Source organism: Enterococcus devriesei (assembly GCF_001885905.1).
Classification (GTDB): domain Bacteria; phylum Bacillota; class Bacilli; order Lactobacillales; family Enterococcaceae; genus Enterococcus_A; species Enterococcus_A devriesei.
Genome location: NZ_JXKM01000012.1, coordinates 66872 through 84147 on the forward strand (window position 1 = coordinate 66872; position 17276 = coordinate 84147).

Annotated in this window: 16 protein-coding genes and 1 other annotated feature; of the genes, 9 read left to right on the forward strand and 7 right to left on the reverse strand. The window is 41.1% G+C overall.

Annotated features, from left to right (window positions below; all coding sequences use genetic code 11):
- Window positions 1-8: 8 nt before the first annotated feature.
- Both RV00_RS13520 and RV00_RS13525 read right to left on the reverse strand, forming a co-directional pair.
- Entirely contained in the window at window positions 9-2036 is a 2028-nt protein-coding gene (locus tag RV00_RS13520; protein WP_071863087.1) for an oxidoreductase, read from the reverse strand.
- 118 nt (window positions 2037-2154) lie between these two features.
- Window positions 2155-3375 carry an MFS transporter gene (locus tag RV00_RS13525; RefSeq protein ID WP_071863088.1) on the reverse strand — a complete coding sequence of 407 codons (1221 nt, stop codon included), beginning with the start codon at window positions 3373-3375 and terminating at the stop codon, window positions 2155-2157.
- Between the two features lie 133 nt (window positions 3376-3508).
- Between RV00_RS13525 and RV00_RS13530 the strand changes: the two genes are divergently transcribed.
- The 7 genes from RV00_RS13530 to RV00_RS13560 all read left to right on the forward strand — a co-directional run bounded on the left by RV00_RS13530 (window position 3509) and on the right by RV00_RS13560 (window position 9013).
- Complete coding sequence (locus RV00_RS13530) at window positions 3509-4402, forward strand: LysR family transcriptional regulator (protein ID WP_071863089.1); 894 nt, start codon at window positions 3509-3511, stop codon at window positions 4400-4402.
- Between the two features lie 118 nt (window positions 4403-4520).
- Window positions 4521-5234, forward strand: coding sequence for a 16S rRNA (guanine(527)-N(7))-methyltransferase RsmG (gene rsmG / locus RV00_RS13535; protein ID WP_071863090.1), 714 nt, complete (start codon window positions 4521-4523; stop codon window positions 5232-5234).
- Between the two features lie 33 nt (window positions 5235-5267).
- Window positions 5268-6035, forward strand: coding sequence for a ParA family protein (locus RV00_RS13540; RefSeq protein WP_071863091.1), 768 nt, complete (start codon window positions 5268-5270; stop codon window positions 6033-6035).
- On the forward strand, window positions 6022-6909 hold the full coding sequence (locus RV00_RS13545; protein ID WP_071863092.1) for a ParB/RepB/Spo0J family partition protein: 888 nt from the start codon (window positions 6022-6024) through the stop codon (window positions 6907-6909). The genes RV00_RS13540 and RV00_RS13545 overlap by 14 nt, the downstream gene beginning before the upstream one ends.
- A gap of 48 nt (window positions 6910-6957) precedes the next feature.
- Window positions 6958-7155, forward strand: coding sequence for a DUF951 domain-containing protein (locus RV00_RS13550; protein ID WP_071863093.1), 198 nt, complete (start codon window positions 6958-6960; stop codon window positions 7153-7155).
- A gap of 34 nt (window positions 7156-7189) precedes the next feature.
- Window positions 7190-8290: a redox-regulated ATPase YchF gene (ychF, locus tag RV00_RS13555; protein WP_071863094.1), complete on the forward strand. Its 1101-nt coding sequence runs from the start codon at window positions 7190-7192 to the stop codon at window positions 8288-8290.
- A gap of 12 nt (window positions 8291-8302) precedes the next feature.
- A complete protein-coding gene (locus RV00_RS13560; RefSeq protein WP_071863095.1) occupies window positions 8303-9013 on the forward strand; it encodes a DUF1129 domain-containing protein in 711 nt (236 codons plus the stop codon).
- A 46-nt stretch (window positions 9014-9059) separates the two neighbouring features.
- Here RV00_RS13560 and RV00_RS13565 read toward each other — a convergent pair whose 3' ends face one another.
- Window positions 9060-9767, reverse strand: coding sequence for a DUF4811 domain-containing protein (locus RV00_RS13565; RefSeq protein WP_071863096.1), 708 nt, complete (start codon window positions 9765-9767; stop codon window positions 9060-9062).
- Window positions 9764-11230 (reverse strand): MDR family MFS transporter, encoded by a 1467-nt coding sequence (locus RV00_RS13570; RefSeq protein ID WP_071863097.1) that lies wholly within the window; start codon window positions 11228-11230, stop codon window positions 9764-9766. Before RV00_RS13570 ends, RV00_RS13565 begins: the two co-directional genes overlap by 4 nt.
- Before the next feature lie 143 nt (window positions 11231-11373).
- Here RV00_RS13570 and RV00_RS13575 point away from each other — a divergent pair, with 143 nt between their 5' ends.
- Complete coding sequence (locus tag RV00_RS13575) at window positions 11374-11853, forward strand: MerR family transcriptional regulator (RefSeq protein ID WP_071863098.1); 480 nt, start codon at window positions 11374-11376, stop codon at window positions 11851-11853.
- A gap of 95 nt (window positions 11854-11948) precedes the next feature.
- Entirely contained in the window at window positions 11949-13433 is a 1485-nt protein-coding gene (gene guaB, locus RV00_RS13580; protein ID WP_071863099.1) for an IMP dehydrogenase, read from the forward strand.
- Between the two features lie 50 nt (window positions 13434-13483).
- Here guaB and serS read toward each other — a convergent pair whose 3' ends face one another.
- From serS to croR, 3 genes are all read right to left on the reverse strand, one after another.
- Window positions 13484-14764, reverse strand: a complete 1281-nt coding sequence (serS, locus tag RV00_RS13585) for a serine--tRNA ligase (protein WP_071863100.1) — start codon at window positions 14762-14764, stop codon at window positions 13484-13486.
- A 45-nt stretch (window positions 14765-14809) separates the two neighbouring features.
- Window positions 14810-15019 (reverse strand) — a binding site (T-box leader).
- Between the two features lie 30 nt (window positions 15020-15049).
- A complete protein-coding gene (locus RV00_RS13590; RefSeq protein WP_071863101.1) occupies window positions 15050-16231 on the reverse strand; it encodes a sensor histidine kinase in 1182 nt (393 codons plus the stop codon).
- Window positions 16221-16910, reverse strand: coding sequence for a response regulator transcription factor CroR (croR, locus tag RV00_RS13595; protein WP_016179267.1), 690 nt, complete (start codon window positions 16908-16910; stop codon window positions 16221-16223). The genes RV00_RS13590 and croR overlap by 11 nt, the downstream gene beginning before the upstream one ends.
- Window positions 16911-17276 lie beyond the last annotated feature (366 nt).

Here is a 17276-nt window from a genome sequence, read left to right on the forward strand (position 1 = left end):
AATATAGATCAATATGCAGTGGCAAAAGATGAAACGCGTTGTGCCTCTAGATTTTTAATAACTTTGACAATATCACGAGCCTCTCTCGTTCCTTCCATGATACGGCGAGCGACTTTGCTATCACCGATGTTAAGTAATGTAACATCGTTTTGCTGGGCATAGGTTGCAAGTTCAGGCATCAATGGCGCGTTAGCTCTCATCCCTAAGCAGATAAAGCCTAGATCAAATGGCAGCTCTATGATTTTTCCAGTAGGATCTTCCACGATAAAACGATCTTTTTGGACTTCCATCAATTTTGTTGAGGTGTGAACACCTACATGATAATCATTGACGATTTCCATCATGCCTAGTTTTGTGATGATATCCAAATCTTTACCTAATTGATCCACCATCTCGACGATATCGACTTTTTCGGCACCATTTTCGGCGTAGTATTCAACAACGTCTAAGCCGACAGCACCGCCACCGATAACCACTACTTTTTTATTGAAGAATTCTTGGAAGTTTTCCATATTTTCTAAAAGATCGAAAATCGAAAAGACCTGGCGATCGGTCCTTACTAGTTCCTCATGCAAGCCTTTGATTGGCGGCAGAAGTGGGGTTGCGCCGGTCGTATTCACGATCAAATCAGGTCTTTGTTTAATATCTGCTAATGAAAAACGATGATTCAAATGAATCGTCAAATTCGGTAACTGTGCGGCCCGATTGGTTAGATAAGTAACGAAATCATCGATTCGGCGTTTGTCTGGAAAACGAGCGATCTCGTGAGCCAAACCGCCTAAATAGCTTTTTTCTTCATAAAGGGTAACGTTAACGCCCATCTCAGCAGCACTTGCTGCGGCTTCAAGACCAGCTGTTCCGCCGCCGATGACGACCATATTCAGTGGAGTGGTGATCGGCTCTTTTTTATGGGCATCTTCATAATAAATATCAGGATTGACGGTACAACGGATCGGCCGTGATTTAGCGATGCGATGATCTGCACAACCGATGTTACAAGAGATACATTTACGAAGCAATGCTTCTTGCCCCTGGGCGACTTTGTTGACCCAATTCGGTTCTGCGATCAAACCGCGTCCCATTGCCAGTAGATCGGCATCGCCGTTTTGTAGGATTTCTTCGGCACGCTGTGGGCTACGGATATTTCCTGAAGTCACGATGGCCTTTTCTGGGAAACGAGTCTTGACTGCTTTAGCCATATAACTCCGCCAGCCATCTTTTAAGTTCATTTTATCAATTTGATATTGTAGATTGTCATTCAGCGCAGCCGAAACATTGAGAATATCAACATCTTCTGCAATGTAAGTAAGTAAATTCAGTGTGTCGTCTAAGGTATTGCCTTCAGGTAAAAGTTCATCAGCGCTGATGCGTAAAGAAATGGGGAAAAAAGGACCGACCGCTTTTCGTACGGCTTGAATGGTCATTCGAGCAAAGCGAGCGCGATTTTCAGGCGAACCGCCAAATTCATCGGTGCGCTTGTTGTAGACTGGCGATAAGAATTGGCTGATCAGATAGGAATGACCCGCATGGATCTCCACGCAATCAAAGCCTGCTTGCTGTGCTCGTGCCGCACCTTCCGCATATTTTTGAATGATTGCTTCGATTTCTGTTTTTTCAAGCGAGCGTGGTTTTAAACCGCCAGTTTTACTAGGAACATCAGAAGCAGAGACGGCCTGCTTTCCTTGAAGGCGTAAAGGATAGGCAGAAGCTCCAGCATGATTGATTTGGATGGAGGTTGCCGCTCCATAGGCGTGCATTCGCTCGTTGAATTGCCACAAGCCAGGGATAAATTGATCGTTGTCCATTCTTAACTGAGTGGTTCCGTTGGTTCCTAGGGGATAGTCAATGCAAACGTTTTCCAGCGTAATCAGACCAGTACCGCCTTTTGCCCGTTGTTCGTAATAGGAATAGTGCTGCTCATTGAAGGTTCCATCTTGGTTGGCAAAATTTGTTCCCATAGGCGGCATGATCACGCGATTTTTTAACGTTAGTCGTTTGATTGTGAGAGGTTTAAAAAGGGTTTGGTACTTTTCCATAGGATTCATCCTTTCATAGGCAAATGAACGTATTCACAATATCATTTGTCTTCATTGTACGAAAGGAAATCTATAAAATCTAATGCTTTATATTGATTGGAATTATAAATAATTTTTATTATTCTAGTGGTTCAGTTATTTCAGTAGGAAAAAACTTTTTGTACCGCTGTTGAATCACAAGAGAAGCGATAAAGCCTAATAAAACCAAAAATACATCAAACCAAAAGACATATTCCATTCCATGTTCACTAAGGATGCCTGTAATGTAGGGCGTGATCATGACTGAAGTGGAGGTTGCTAAGGAGTAGTAGCTAGTATATTTACCTTTTCTACTGGGAAATAATTCCAACATTAACGCTAGTCCTAGCTGCCAAATCCCTCCGGCGGCAAAAATACCGATGGCTAAAGAAGCGACGATCGTCGAGACAAAGCTAGGAGCAAGCAACATCCAAAGCAAGGTAAAACCGGAAATTCCCACACAGAAGCTAATCAGTTTAGGAATGTTTACGCCTTTTTTGACGATGCCAGAGGTAAAGAAAACGGAGACAAAGGAGCCTACGCTATACAGACTAACGAAGATCAAACTATTCTCGTGAGAAACGACCCGCATGGATTCAGCATATTGAGGAATCCAAAGAATAAAAATATTAAAGATCGAGACAGAGACAAAGGAAAAGACGAGTAAAGCAGCTCCATCGATTTTGAAATCGCCAATATTATTATTTTTTTCACAATCATTTGCGTTAATTTGTGTTTTATTAGGCAAAGAGCTTAAAGGTGGGAATTTGGCAAAAAGTAGATAACCTAAATTAGCCAATAGACAAACGGCACAAAGAATGAAGGGCCAGCCGAAGAAAAGCTCTTTTTGCAAAAGATAACGAGTGATAAAAGGCAGAATGAATTGACCTAATGAAATGAAGGCTTTATTTAAAACACTTAAGGAGCTGTTTATTTTTTCATCAGGATAAGCTTCTACTAAGGTTGGGTAGGTGCTGGTATCTAAAAAAGCATTACTGACGCCACCAAATAAGGCGAAGAAAAAGGCGAGTTGATAATTCGGACTAAAAAGCACGCCGAAAAAGAAGAAGGCATAAGAAAGAATCGCAACAATCACTGTTTTTCTGCGGCCAAAGGTATCTGAAAAATAGCCAGAGAAATACAAGCTGACAATTCGGCCTAAACCGATCGCACTCATGACTAAAGTCACTTGTGACGTTGAGACTTGCCATTGGGTTTTTAACTTATCCATATTTTGTGATAGGATAATCGCTGCCATCCCTTGAAAGATGTAGTTGAAATAAAGACTGCCGATCAGCAGTTGGTACTTTGATGTTTTCATAAATTGATCCTTTTCATATCATGTGACTTTATTCACTTGATTATACCCTAATCCTAGCGCATTTGTTTTATTAAAACTAATGCTTTATTTTAATAAGATTGATAAAATTAATTTATTAAACGAGGTGAGATAAATGAACTTACGACAATTGGAGTATTTCGTTTTGTTGGCCCAAAGTGAACATATGACGAAAGCAGCTGAGCTGGCGAATACATCACAGCCTAATGTGAGTCATGCAATGACGGTTTTGGAGCAAGAGCTTGGAGTTGCTCTGTTTGAGAAAAAAGGACGAAATATATTTTTGACGCGCCATGGTCGGGTCTTTTACGAATATGTACAGCCGGCATTGCAAGAACTCGAAAAAGGACAGCAAAGATTGCAGGAAATGATCAATCCAAACTCAGGAGAGATCGAATTTGGTTTCATTTATACAATGGGTTCGACGTTGGCGCCGCAACTAGTCCAAGCCTTTCAGCAGGAAGATGAAAATAGTGAGATTCGTTTTGTTTTTCATCAAGGAAACTCAAACCAAATTATTCGGATGCTGTTGGATGACACGATCGACATTGGTATTTGTTCCATTATAAGTGAGGACCCAAGTTTGGTGTTTCAAGTGCTGGCGCATGAAGAACTAGTATTGGTCGTGCCAGAATCCCATCCATTAGCCACACGCGAAAGTCTTAAATTGCAAGAGACTTTGTCTTATCCTTACGTCTATTATGGAAAACAAAGTGGTTTACGGCCGTATTTGGATCGTCAGCTTAAACAGCTAGGGATTGAGTTGTCTGTCCAATGTGAATTAGAAGAGGATCACAGTGTCTTAGGCTTTGTTGGAGAAAAATATGGGATTGCTTTGATGCCTAATATCCCTTCGATCAATTCATATCCCGTCAAAAAAATAAAAATTGAGGACCCATTGGAAGATCGGAATATTTATTTAGCGGCGAAAAAAAATAATTTAGAAATTCCCGTCTTAAAAAAATTCTATGATTTCTGTTTGGAAACGGTCCATCTAGGAGGGCGTTAAAGCTTTCTTAATCTGCTTGTGAAACATACGTAAACCATTGCATGTAAAGCGATAATGCGTTAAAGTAGAGGATAGTCTGTGAAACATTTTGCTGTTTCACGAAATGAAAGGATTTCTTATGACACCAGAAGAATTTCAAGCGGAATTAGCCGCGCAAGGGATCGAACTTTCAGCCAAACAGCTGGATCAATTTGCGATCTATTTTGATTTGTTGGTTGAGTGGAATCAAAAGATGAATCTCACCGCTATCACGGACCATCAAGAGGTGTATTTGAAACATTTTTATGATTCGATTACACTGGCTTTTTCGGATACTTTTGAGCCTAAAGGGAAATTATGCGATGTTGGTTCTGGCGCGGGGTTTCCTAGCTTGCCATTAAAAATCGTTTTCCCCGAATTAGAGATTACGATCGTTGATTCTTTGAATAAACGAATTACTTTTTTGAGCACCTTAGTTGAGGCGTTAGAGTTAGATCATGTGTCTCTTTATCATGATCGAGCGGAGACGTTTGGTCAGAAAAAAGAATTTCGCGAGACCTTTGATTTCGTCACTGCCCGTGCAGTTGCCCGTTTGAATGTTTTGACGGAGCTTTGCTTGCCATTAGTCAAAAAGAACGGCTACTTCTTTGCCTTAAAAGCAGCAAAAAGTGAAGAAGAATTAGTAGAAGCCAAACCAGCGATTGCTTTATTAGGCGGAAAGCTGATTCAAGCGGAGGATGTTTCATTGCCAAATGGCGATACTCGTCATATCATCACGGTGCAAAAGAAAAAGGAAACGCCGAAAAAGTATCCACGTAAACCAGGGTTGCCGAATAAGCAGCCGTTAAAATAATTTAAATGAAATTTTGTTTTAGGAGGAAATTAGATGGCACGGATCATATCTGTTGCAAACCAAAAGGGCGGTGTCGGTAAAACGACAACAACGGTCAATTTGGGTGCCTGTTTAGCCTTTGTTGGTAAAAAAGTCCTGTTAATCGACAGCGACGCGCAAGGGAATGCCACTAGCGGCCTAGGTGTGCGCAAGCCGGACGTCAAACAAGATATCTATGACGTTTTAGTCAACGAGGTCCCAATTAAAGAGACGATCATCGAAACATCACGGGAGAATCTTTCCATCGTTCCTGCGACGTTGCAATTGGCTGGAGCCGAAATTGAATTGACTTCCATGATGGCCCGAGAATCACGTTTGAAAAGTGCGTTAGCAGAGGTCAGTGATGACTATGATTTTATTTTGGTGGATTGTCCACCATCATTAGGTCATTTGACAATCAATGCCTTCACTGCCAGCGATGCGATCTTGATCCCGGTTCAATGTGAATATTATGCACTGGAAGGCTTGAGTCAACTGTTAAACACGGTACGACTTGTTCAAAAGCACTTCAATCCAGGCTTAGAAATCGAAGGGGTCTTGCTTACGATGTATGATGCCCGCACCAATCTAGGGGCTGAAGTAGTGGAAGAAGTACGCCGTTATTTCCAAGAAAAAGTTTATGACACGATTATTCCGCGAAATGTCCGCTTATCTGAAGCACCGAGTCACGGTAAACCGATCATTGATTATGATCCCCGTTCAAAAGGTGCCGAAGTGTATCAAGCTCTAGCAAAGGAAGTGTTAGTTCGTGAGCAAAAGTAAAGGATTAGGTCGTGGAATCGATGCGTTATTTCAAGATTTGTCTGAAATCGAAGAAGTCGATATAAAAAACGATCAAGTAGTGGAGCTACCATTAAGTGACCTACGTCCCAACCCATATCAACCACGAAAGTCTTTTGACGAGACAACCTTGCAAGAATTAGCCAATTCGATTGAGCAATCCGGTGTGTTCCAACCGATCATCGTTCGAAAATCCGCTGTTAAAGGCTATGAGCTAATCGCTGGTGAACGTCGTTTCCGGGCGTCGAAATTAGCCGGAAAAGAAACGATCCCAGCAATCATTCGTGAGTTTGATGAAGAAGCGATGATGCAGATTGCTGTTTTAGAAAACTTGCAGCGGGAAGATTTGAATCCGTTGGAAGAGGCGGAAGCCTACGAAATGCTGATGAAAAATTTGAAATTGACGCAAGCAGACGTGGCCGCTCGTTTAGGGAAGAGCCGTCCATACATCGCCAATTATCTAAGACTGTTGACGTTGCCTAAACTAGTTAAAGAAATGGTTCAGGACGAACGTTTATCAATGGGACAAGCCCGCACGTTGCTAGGCTTAAAGAAAAAAGATCAAATTTTGAAATTAGCCAATCGTGCAGTCAAAGAAAATTTGACGGTCCGTCAATTAGAGCAGATCGTTAATGAATACAATGAAGGTAAAGCCAAAGATAAGAAAAAAGGTCCACGGTTAACGAAAGAAAAACCCTATTATCTGCGTGAAAGCGAAGATCGTTTAATGGATAAATTCGGAACAGGCGTCGAAATCGTCGAAAAAGACGGTAAAGGCAAGATCGCGATTGAATATTTATCGCCATCAGATCTGACCCGCATCCTAGACATCTTGAACATTCATTTTGATGAGTAACCGCTAGGATGTCAGTCCAACTTTAGTACGAACTAGGAGGTTTGCCAGATGTATGATTTAGGTGATATCGTTGAGATGAAAAAGCCCCATGCCTGCCAGACAAATCGCTGGGAGATCATTCGAATGGGTGCCGATATCAAAATTAAATGTGTGAATTGCGGTCACATCGTAATGATGACCCGCCGTGATTTTGAAAAGAAAATGAAAAAAATCCTTGAGAAGAAAGCTGATTCGACTCAAGCTTAATTCCATCCTTAGTAGAGAAAGAGTGAAGTAAACTATGGCCTTAACAGCCGGAATCGTAGGTTTGCCAAACGTTGGTAAATCTACCTTATTTAATGCAATCACAAAAGCCGGGGCAGAAGCTGCCAACTATCCCTTCGCGACGATCGATCCAAACGTCGGAATGGTGGAAGTACCTGATTGGCGTTTAGAGCGCCTAACGGAATTGGTTCATCCGAAGAAAACTGTTCCAACTACCTTTGAATTTACCGATATTGCCGGAATCGTCAAAGGTGCCAGCAAAGGGGAAGGCTTAGGAAACCAATTTTTAAGCCACATTCGCCAAGTAGATGCGATTTGTCATGTCGTGCGTTGTTTTGATAATGAAAACATAACCCACGTGGAAGGCCGCGTAGATCCGTTAGAAGATATCGAAACGATCAATTTAGAATTAGTTTTAGCTGATTTGGATTCGGTTAATAAACGCTATACGCGGGTCGCAAAAGTAGCTAAAACGAAAGAAAAAAATGCCGTGGCAGAGCTGGCTGTCTTAGACAAACTGGTTCCCGTCTTAGAAGAAGGGCAATCGGCTCGTACAATTGAATTTACTGAAGAGGAACAAAAAATCGTTAAAGGCTTGTTTTTATTAACGAGTAAGCCCGTGCTTTATGTCGCCAATGTTGATGAAGATACTGTTGCTGATCCAGATAGCAATGCTTATGTACAAACTGTCCGTAATTTTGCGGCTAGTGAGCACTCAGAAGTGATCGTGGTTTGTGCGGAAGCGGAAGAAGAAATCGCGGAGTTGGAAGATGAAGATAAAGCGGAATTCTTAGAAGCGATGGGAATTGAGGAATCTGGTTTGGATCAATTAATCCGGACAGCCTATGACTTATTAGGCTTAGCGACTTATTTTACTGCAGGTGAACAAGAAGTTCGTGCGTGGACCTTCCGTAAAGGCATGAAGGCTCCTCAAGCAGCCGGTATCATTCATACCGACTTCGAACGCGGCTTCATTCGAGCTGAAACAGTCTCTTTTGAAGATTTAGATCAATACGGCAGTATGCACGCAGCTAAAGAAGCTGGACGTGTCAGACTGGAAGGAAAAGATTATGTTGTGCAAGATGGCGATGTAATGTTGTTCCGTTTTAACGTCTAGGAGGAAAGAACAATGGAGTTAGAAGAGTTGCGAACTTTGAATGCAGAAAACAGCGAACTTGAAACAAAGTTGACGAAGCGGAATGAACAGTATATTTTTGACTTGAAGAAGGCATTGAAAGCCGCCAATTTAACGGATGAACAAACCATTATCGCGTTAAATGAGATGCTGCCGACACTAGTTGAAGAACAAAAAACTGGGAAAACCGCCCGTCAATTATTCGGAACCGTCTCAGAACGTTTGGAAGCCATCGTCAATAAGCCTATCGAACAAAAAAAATCGACCGTTGCTTCATTGATGTGGTTAGATAATTTCCTATTATTATTTGGTTTATTAGGGATTTTGTCCGGTATCATGGGATTGTTTGTTCCACGTGGAACACAGGCACAAACAACAACTTATGGATTGACCGCATTAATCGTTGCTTCGGCAGTCGGCGGTTTGATCTTTTATATGATGTATCTGTTTATCTATCAGTATGAACAGCCGGGAGCAGATAAATCGAAAAAGCCAAAGACTTGGAAGACGATTTTGATGTTAGGATCCGTAACGCTTGTGTGGTTCTTAGTCTTTAATGGTGCAGCCTTGTTGCCAGCATCCTTAAATCCGATTTTAGATCCCGTGATCTTGATCGCATTAGCGGCGATCGGTTTAGCCCTACGTTTCTATTTGAAAAAACGTTTTGGCATTATCAGCAGTTTGGCTTCAGCGCCACGACGTTAGAAAAAATAAGGACTTCGCTTCTAAAAAGAAGCGAAGTCCTTATTTTTTATTTAGTTACTTCTGCAATAATCTTTGCCATCGCTTGTTGCTGATATTCTGCGGTGGCCTGTTGGATTATTTTTTGTTGAGTGGCTTGATCCATTGTTGGATTTTGCATCATGGCGGCTCTCACTTTTTCTTGAACGAAAGCTTTACCAGCCGTTTGCATAGAAGCTTTATTTGTTTGAACTAGTTTTGCTAATTTTTTGGCCTGATCCGTACTTAAAACTAACCAGTCCTTTTTGACATTAAAGGTATTTTTTTCTTTGACTAATTGATGATTTTTACTAGAAAGGCCAAACCACAACTTAGCTGTGTCATTTTTATAGATCCAATAGGTTTTGGCTGTTTGGAGTTGCGCGTTGGCTTGATCCTTTTTCACTACATTCGTAACATGATCCGTTCCAGTTGGCTTTGGTTTTTTCTGAGATTCATTGGTTTTATATAGATAAACTTTTTCAGTTCCATTGCCAAGTGGTTGATAAAGCAGCAGATTCATATTTTTACTATCCGCACTAGAGGTTAAGGTTTGAGTCGTTGTTTCGGTGACTTTCTTCATTCCGTAGTGATAATGATCGTTGGCGGTAATGAATCCTAGGCTGATTAGGAAGATCGCAGCAAAGATCACAGATAGAATAGTCTGCCAGGCTTTTTTTGCGAAAATATTGGTTAAGGCAAAGGCCAAGACGCTGATAATTGTTATAGCGAAAATCATTTTGCAACGCCTCCTTCAACTTTTTTATTAGCTTTCAAGAAGAAAGTGATGGCGAAACCGACAACTCCGAAGATCACTGCCACAAAGAAAGCAGCATGGTAACCAGATAAGGTTGCGCTGATTGCTTGATTCTTATAAGTCAAAGGCAATGTTTTCAATAAGCCCGCTTTAGGCAAGTTATCTTTGGTTACATTCGTCAATACACTGATCAAAATAGCTGTTCCGATTGAACTAGCAACTTGACGGAACGTATTGTTCACGGCGGTACCGTGACTGATTAGATTCATTGGCAAGGCGTTCATACCTGAAGTTGTGACTGGCATCATAACCATTGAGATACCAAACATCCGCATTGCATATAAAATGACGATCATAGCAATGGGGGTTTCTTTTGTTAGAAAAGCAAATGGTAAGGTTGCTGCTGTCAGAATCAACATCCCGCTGATCGCCAACCGTTTCGCACCGTGTTTATCAAAGATTGCTCCAGTAATCGGCATCATTGCACCCATGATCACTGCCCCTGGCAAAAGCATCAAGCCAGAATGAAAGGCTGATTCGCCACGAATGTTTTGGATATATAAAGGAAGAACCATTTCAGCACCAACCATCGCCATATTGACAACTCCGCTTAGGATTGCGGCAATGGTAAAAATTGGTGATTTGAAGACGCGCAGTTCTAGGAAAGGATGTTCTAAATGTAATTGGCGCCATACGAAAAGTCCGATGACGACGACACCAACAACTAAGAAGCTAATCACTTTTAAACTGCCCCAACCGTCGTTACCGACAGAAGAGAACCCGTATAATAAGCTACCGAAGCCGACTGTTGATAGCAATGCTGAGAACACGTCAATGCTTGGATTGGATAATTGAATAACGCTCTTCATTAAAAAGATGGCTAAAACTAAAACTAAAACAACAATTGGAATGACCATACCGAAAAGATCACGCCATGTGTAATGATCGATGATCCAACCAGAAAGGGTCGGGCCTAACGCTGGTGCAAGTCCAATAACGATTCCGGCCATTCCCATGGCTGAACCACGTTTTTCGGGCGGGAAGATGGATAGCATAATGTTTTGCAGTAATGGCATAGAAATACCGACGCCAGCTGCTTGAACTAAACGTCCGATTAATAAGGTAGAAAAGTTTGGTGCGACAAAACAAGTAATCGTACCAATCAAAAAGATGGACATAGCTGTTAAGTATAATCTTTTTGAACTGAATTTATTGATCAGCCATGCACTGATCGGGATCATGATCCCATTTACTAGCAAGAAGCCAGTCGTTAGCCATTGAACACTAGAAGCAGAGATGTCGAATGCTTTCATTAGTGCTGGAAAAGCTGTTGTTAACAATGTTTGGTTTAACACCGTACAGAAGGTTCCAATTAATAGTACAACGACTAGTAAGGAACGATTGTAGGGTTTCCCGTAAATATCGACCGTTTGATTATTACTCACGATCTAACGCCTTCTCTCTTTTGGAAATTTTCAGAAACAATAAATGTTCGATTGTTACTGTACTGCTGTTTTATTTTTTTGTCAACTTACTTGACACAATTGTCAGCGAAAGTATAATCAGAAGATGAAGAGAGGGATGCGTTGTGAAGAAAAATACGGTCAAGCAGCTCCTAGAAAGTGACGACTTATTAGTAGGCATCAGTGAATTAAGTAAAGTAACGGGCGTTTCACCAAGACAAATTCGTTATTGGGAACAAAAAGGCTACATTCATTCGACTGGGGAAAAAAGCGGCAATCGCAAGTTTAAATTGCCGATGGTTGTCAAAGTAGAGATGATTAAGCATTTTTTAGATGAAGGCTACACGTTGACAGCGGCGGTTGAAAAGGCAAAAGAACGACAAGAGAACGTCCATCACGCGAAGTTGTTATTACGAGATATCTTTAAGGGAATTCAAAATATCGATAATCGTTATACCGTAATCCGGTTAGATGATTTTATTAATCAGGAAGGTTTTTATTTGATTCGTGACAACGAAACCAATCAAGCGACCTATCAGCTGATTGAAGAAGTTGAAATAACCGATGATTTGCTAAAAAAATGGTTTGAGCCGAAAGAAAAATAAAGGTTAGATGAGTATTTCAAGTTAAGATATTGACTTGGCTCTATCATTCTGTTAGTTTCATTATTAAAAATAATTCTGGGGAGTGGTAACGAACAATGTCTAATTGGGAAACGAAATTTGCGAAAAAAGGTCTGACATTTGATGATGTTTTGTTGATTCCGGCGGAGAGCCATGTATTGCCAAACGATGTGGATATGAGCGTGCAATTAGCGAAAAATATCAAATTGAACATTCCGTTAATGAGTGCCAGTATGGATACAGTGACTGACAGTAAAATGGCAATCGCGATGGCCCGTCAAGGTGGTCTTGGAGTTATCCATAAAAATATGAGTGTTGCTGCCCAAGCAGATGAGGTTCGTAAAGTAAAACGTTCAGAAAGCGGCGTAATCATCGATCCGTTTTTCTTAACACCAGAACATAAGGTCCAAGATGCCGAAGATTTGATGAGCCGTTATCGGATTAGTGGTGTTCCAATTGTAGAAACAATGGAAAATCGGAAACTAGTCGGCATTATTACGAATCGTGATATGCGTTTTGTAACCGATTATGCGATTCCGATCCATGAAGTTATGACCAAAGAGGGACTTGTAACAGCACCGGTTGGAACGAAATTACAAGATGCCGAAAAAACGCTACAGAAGCATAAAATTGAAAAATTACCGATCGTTGATGCTGAAGGTCGTTTAAGCGGCTTGATTACCATCAAAGATATTGAAAAAGTGATCGAATTTCCAAATGCTGCAAAAGATGAGCATGGTCGTTTACTAGTTGCTGCGGCAGTTGGTGTCACCAGTGATACTTTTGAACGCGCAGAGGCATTGTTAAAAGCTGGAGCAGATGCAATCGTGATTGATACTGCTCATGGTCATAGTGCCGGTGTATTACGCAAAATTCGCGAGATTCGCGAAACCTTCCCAGAAGCGACGTTGATTGCAGGAAACATCGCAACGGCAGAAGGGGCAAAAGCCTTGTACGACTCAGGTGTTGATGTTGTGAAGGTGGGAATTGGTCCCGGTTCAATCTGTACAACACGGGTAGTTGCCGGTGTAGGTGTCCCACAATTGACGGCTATCTATGATGCGGCTTCAGTTGCGCGTCAATATGGCAAAGCAATCATTGCTGATGGCGGAATCAAATATTCTGGTGATATCGTGAAGGCTTTGGCAGCAGGTGGTTTTGCTGTGATGCTTGGTTCAATGTTAGCTGGAACGGACGAATCACCAGGTGAATTTGAAATTTATCAAGGTCGCCGATTCAAAACGTATCGTGGTATGGGCTCATTAGGCGCAATGGAAAAAGGTTCAAGTGATCGTTATTTCCAAAGTGGTGTTAATGAAGCAAATAAACTAGTCCCAGAAGGGATTGAAGGCCGGGTAGCTTATAAAGGATCTGCCGCAGACATCATTTTCCAAATGATTGGCGGATTGAAAGCTGGTATGGGTTATGTCGGTGCAGGCGACTTGCAAAGCCTACGGGAAAACGCACAATTTGTTCAAATGAGTGGCAACGGCTTAAAAGAGTCGCATCCTCATGATGTTCAAATTACGAAAGAAGCACCAAACTATTCAGTAGAACAATAAAAAAAGCGACCTCGGAAATTTTCCGAGGTCTTTTTTTGACTATAAAGGAACTATTTTTCTTTTTTGATCACTTTTACATTTCCCATATAAGGTATTAATACTTCAGGAATGGTAACAGAGCCATCTTCGTTTTGATAGTTTTCTAAAATAGCAGTGACTGTTCGGCCAACAGCTAAACCAGAGCCATTCAGAGTATGAGCATATTGAACTTTGCCTTCTTCGTCACGGTAGCGAATCATAGCGCGACGAGCTTGGAAGTCTTCACAGTTTGAACAAGAGCTGATTTCACGGTACGTATCTTGTGCAGGGACCCAAACTTCTAAATCATAAGTTTTCGCTGCTGAGAAGCCCATATCACCGGTACTCAAGGTAATCACTCGATAAGGTAAGTTAAGTTTTTGCAAAAGCACTTCCGCATTTTGCGTCATTTTTTCTAATTCATCGTAAGAAGATTCTTTATCGCTGAATTTTACCATTTCCACTTTATGGAACTGATGTAAACGAATCAAGCCGCGAGTATCACGACCTGCACTGCCTGCTTCAGAACGGAAAGAAGGAGATAACGCAGTGAAATAAATCGGCAAGTCTTTGCCATCTAAGATTTCATCGGCATAATAGTTAGTCAAAGGAACTTCTGCAGTTGGGATCAACGTCAAATCACGATCTTCCACTTGGAAGACGTCTTCTTTGAATTTTGGAAATTGCCCAGTCCCAAACATTGATTTGCTGTTTACCAAGTAAGGGGTAATCATTTCAGTATAGCCTTGTTCGTAAACATGTTCATCAAGCATGAAGTTGTAAACAGCCCGTTCTAAACGCGCGCCTAAGCCCTTGTAGTAAACAAAACGGCTGCCGGAAACTTTTGCTCCCCGTTCGAAATCTAAAATATCAAGATTTTCAGCAACTTCCCAGTGGGGTTTTGGCTCAAAAGCGAATTGGCGAGGCGTGCTCCAACGACGCATTTCAACGTTGTCGTCTTCATCTTCACCGATTGGTACAGAATCGTGAGGCAGATTCGGTAAAGTCGTCGTGATTTCAGTTAATTGGGCATCGATCTCAGCGACTTGTGTATCGAAGTCTTTGATTTTAACACCGACTTCCTTCATTTCAGCGATTTTATCAGTAGCATCATTTTTTTCGCGTTTTAGTTTGGCGATTTCACCAGAGACATCATTCCGGTATTTTTTTAACTCTTCTGTTTTAACCAATAATTGGCGGCGTTGTTCGTCTAGGTCTAAGAAACGTTTTAAGACTTCTTCCTTCACGCCACGAGTAGCTAATTTTTCGCTTACTTCGGCAAAATTATTGCGGATCATTTTTACGTCTAGCATTGTTTTTCCTCCTTTAAAATAAAAAAAACACCGTCTCATCCCATTAACAGGGACGAAACGGTGTATAATTTCGCGGTACCACCCAAATTCAGCAAATGCTGCACTTGAACGACGGTTATCGGCGTCACCCGGTTTCTCTTTCGAAAAACGCAGATCGTGAAACTGGATTTCCCTAAGCTGTTCTGTTGATTTTCACCAGCCATCAACTCTCTAAAAAAACAAACTCAAGTACTTGGTTTCCTGCATCTCTTATTGAGACCAGTATAAGCAATCGAAAAATTAAAGTCAACGATTATCTGAAAGGGCCTTCGCTTGATTTTTGTGTAGCGGCAAATGAATGATAAAAGAAGTCCAATCTTCATTTGATTGAGCATAAATATAACCACCGTGTAGATTGACGATATTTTGGGTAATGGCTAAGCCTAGGCCAGTCCCGCTGATTTCTTGCGAGCGTGATTCGTCCACTCGATAGAAGCGGTCAAACAATTGATCCAGTGCCTCTCTAGGGATTGGCTGGCCATTGTTTTGAACCGTAATGACGGCTTCATTTTTGGCCTTTTCAATCTTAATGATGATTTTGTCTGCATGGGTTCCGTATTTTAAACCATTGGTGATCAAGTTATTAAAAACCCGGACAAGTTTTTCGGTATCGCCATCCATGACTAACTGACTTTCTGTTGTATCCACTAGAATTTGGATATCTTTTTTCTTAGCTTCAAGCTCGAAATCGGCTGCCAATTGTTCTAATAGCTGGACCATATCGAAGGAGACATTAATAACCGGTACAGAGGGTTGGCGGACCTTCGAATACTCAAACAAATCTTCAACTAAGGATTTCATTTGTTTGGCCTTTTTGTAGGCGATGCTAGTGTATTTAAGGATTTCATCCGTATTCTGATATTGCCGATCTTCGATTAGACCCAAGTAACCAATAATAGAAGTCAAAGGGGTGCGAATGTCATGACTGACATTTGTAATCAACTCGTCTTTCGATTTTTCGATCGCTCGTTCATCCTCGATGGCCGCAACCGTGCTGTCAACTAATCCATTGATACTGTCAACGACCTTGCTGAGATCTCCCCGTAGTTCGAAAGGAATGCGGTAATCGTAATTTCCATTAGCGATGTAGTGCAACTCATTAATGATGTGACGCAGCTGCATTTGACGATAACGACGAATCAAACGCCAAAAAACAATTAAAATATCAATGATCACGAAAAAGGGAATAACAAAGTTTCGCCCGCTCCAAAAAATATCACTGTCTAAGCTATTGGCAAAGATGTTTTTGGAACGATAGATCGCATCGGACAAATCAGGCGAGTTGTTTAGCATCTGAGTGAATAGAACCATTATTGCCACATTTAATAGAAGCAATAGAATAACGGTGACGATTCCCTCAGCAATTAATTCGCTGACTTCTTTTGATGTGAGGGTGATTCTTTTTTTCTTTTCTACATTATTTTGCATCAATCTTATAACCCACACCCCAAACGGTTTGGATCACTTTTTCACCATCAGTCGCTTCTTCGATCTTATCACGTAGGTGACTGACATGAACCATGACCGTTTTCGCTGAGACGATACTTTCTTGTTTCCACACGCGTTCGAAGATTTCGTCCGCTGAGAAAACACGATTTGGATGACTTGCCAGTAAATACAGAATTCCAAATTCTAACGCAGTCAATTGAATTTCTTTTCCGTCCACGGTTTTTACTTCGTGAGAGTCCTTATTAATGATCAATGACTGGATTTCTAAAATATCTGGTTGATCCTCGGCGACATGCATCTGTGTTCGACGCAACAAAGATTTTACCCGGGCCATGACTTCCAATGGATTAAATGGTTTTGTCACGTAGTCATCCGCCCCTGCGACTAAACCTTTGATTTTATCCATATCGGTTGTTTTAGCCGTTAACATGATGATGGGGATTTGAGATTCTTTGCGTAACTCTTTAACCACCTGCATGCCATCCATGACCGGCATCATGATATCTAATAGAAGCAAATCGATATCGTTCGTCGTCCGTAGCTTGCTCAAAGCTTCTTTCCCATCATAAGCTTTAACGACTTCATATCCTTCGTTATGCAAATAAATGCTTAGTAATTCTACAATTTCTTTATCATCATCAGCAACTAGTACTTTCATTAAATGATTCCTCCGTCCATTTGTATATCCTTGCCTCTCTATTTTACCAAAGAAATGATAGGAAGGCGAAAGACAGACCCGGGAGTTAAGGAAAAATAAAAAATAAAATAGCGAAAATTAAATTGGAATTTGTTTACTTAGCCGGTTACAAAATCTGAAAAAGCGAACAAAAATACGTTATCTATATTTATTCATCGTGTTTGAAAAAAGTGGATAAAATTCTCTTTTTTTTGTTGACCAAATCCATTAAAACTGCTATATTATTTTATGTTCTGAAACAGCGCAAAAACATTTCGGAACACCTAAAATAATTGTTGACAGATAGCTGTCTATCAGTTATTCTAACAAAGTCGCATAAAGCGATGA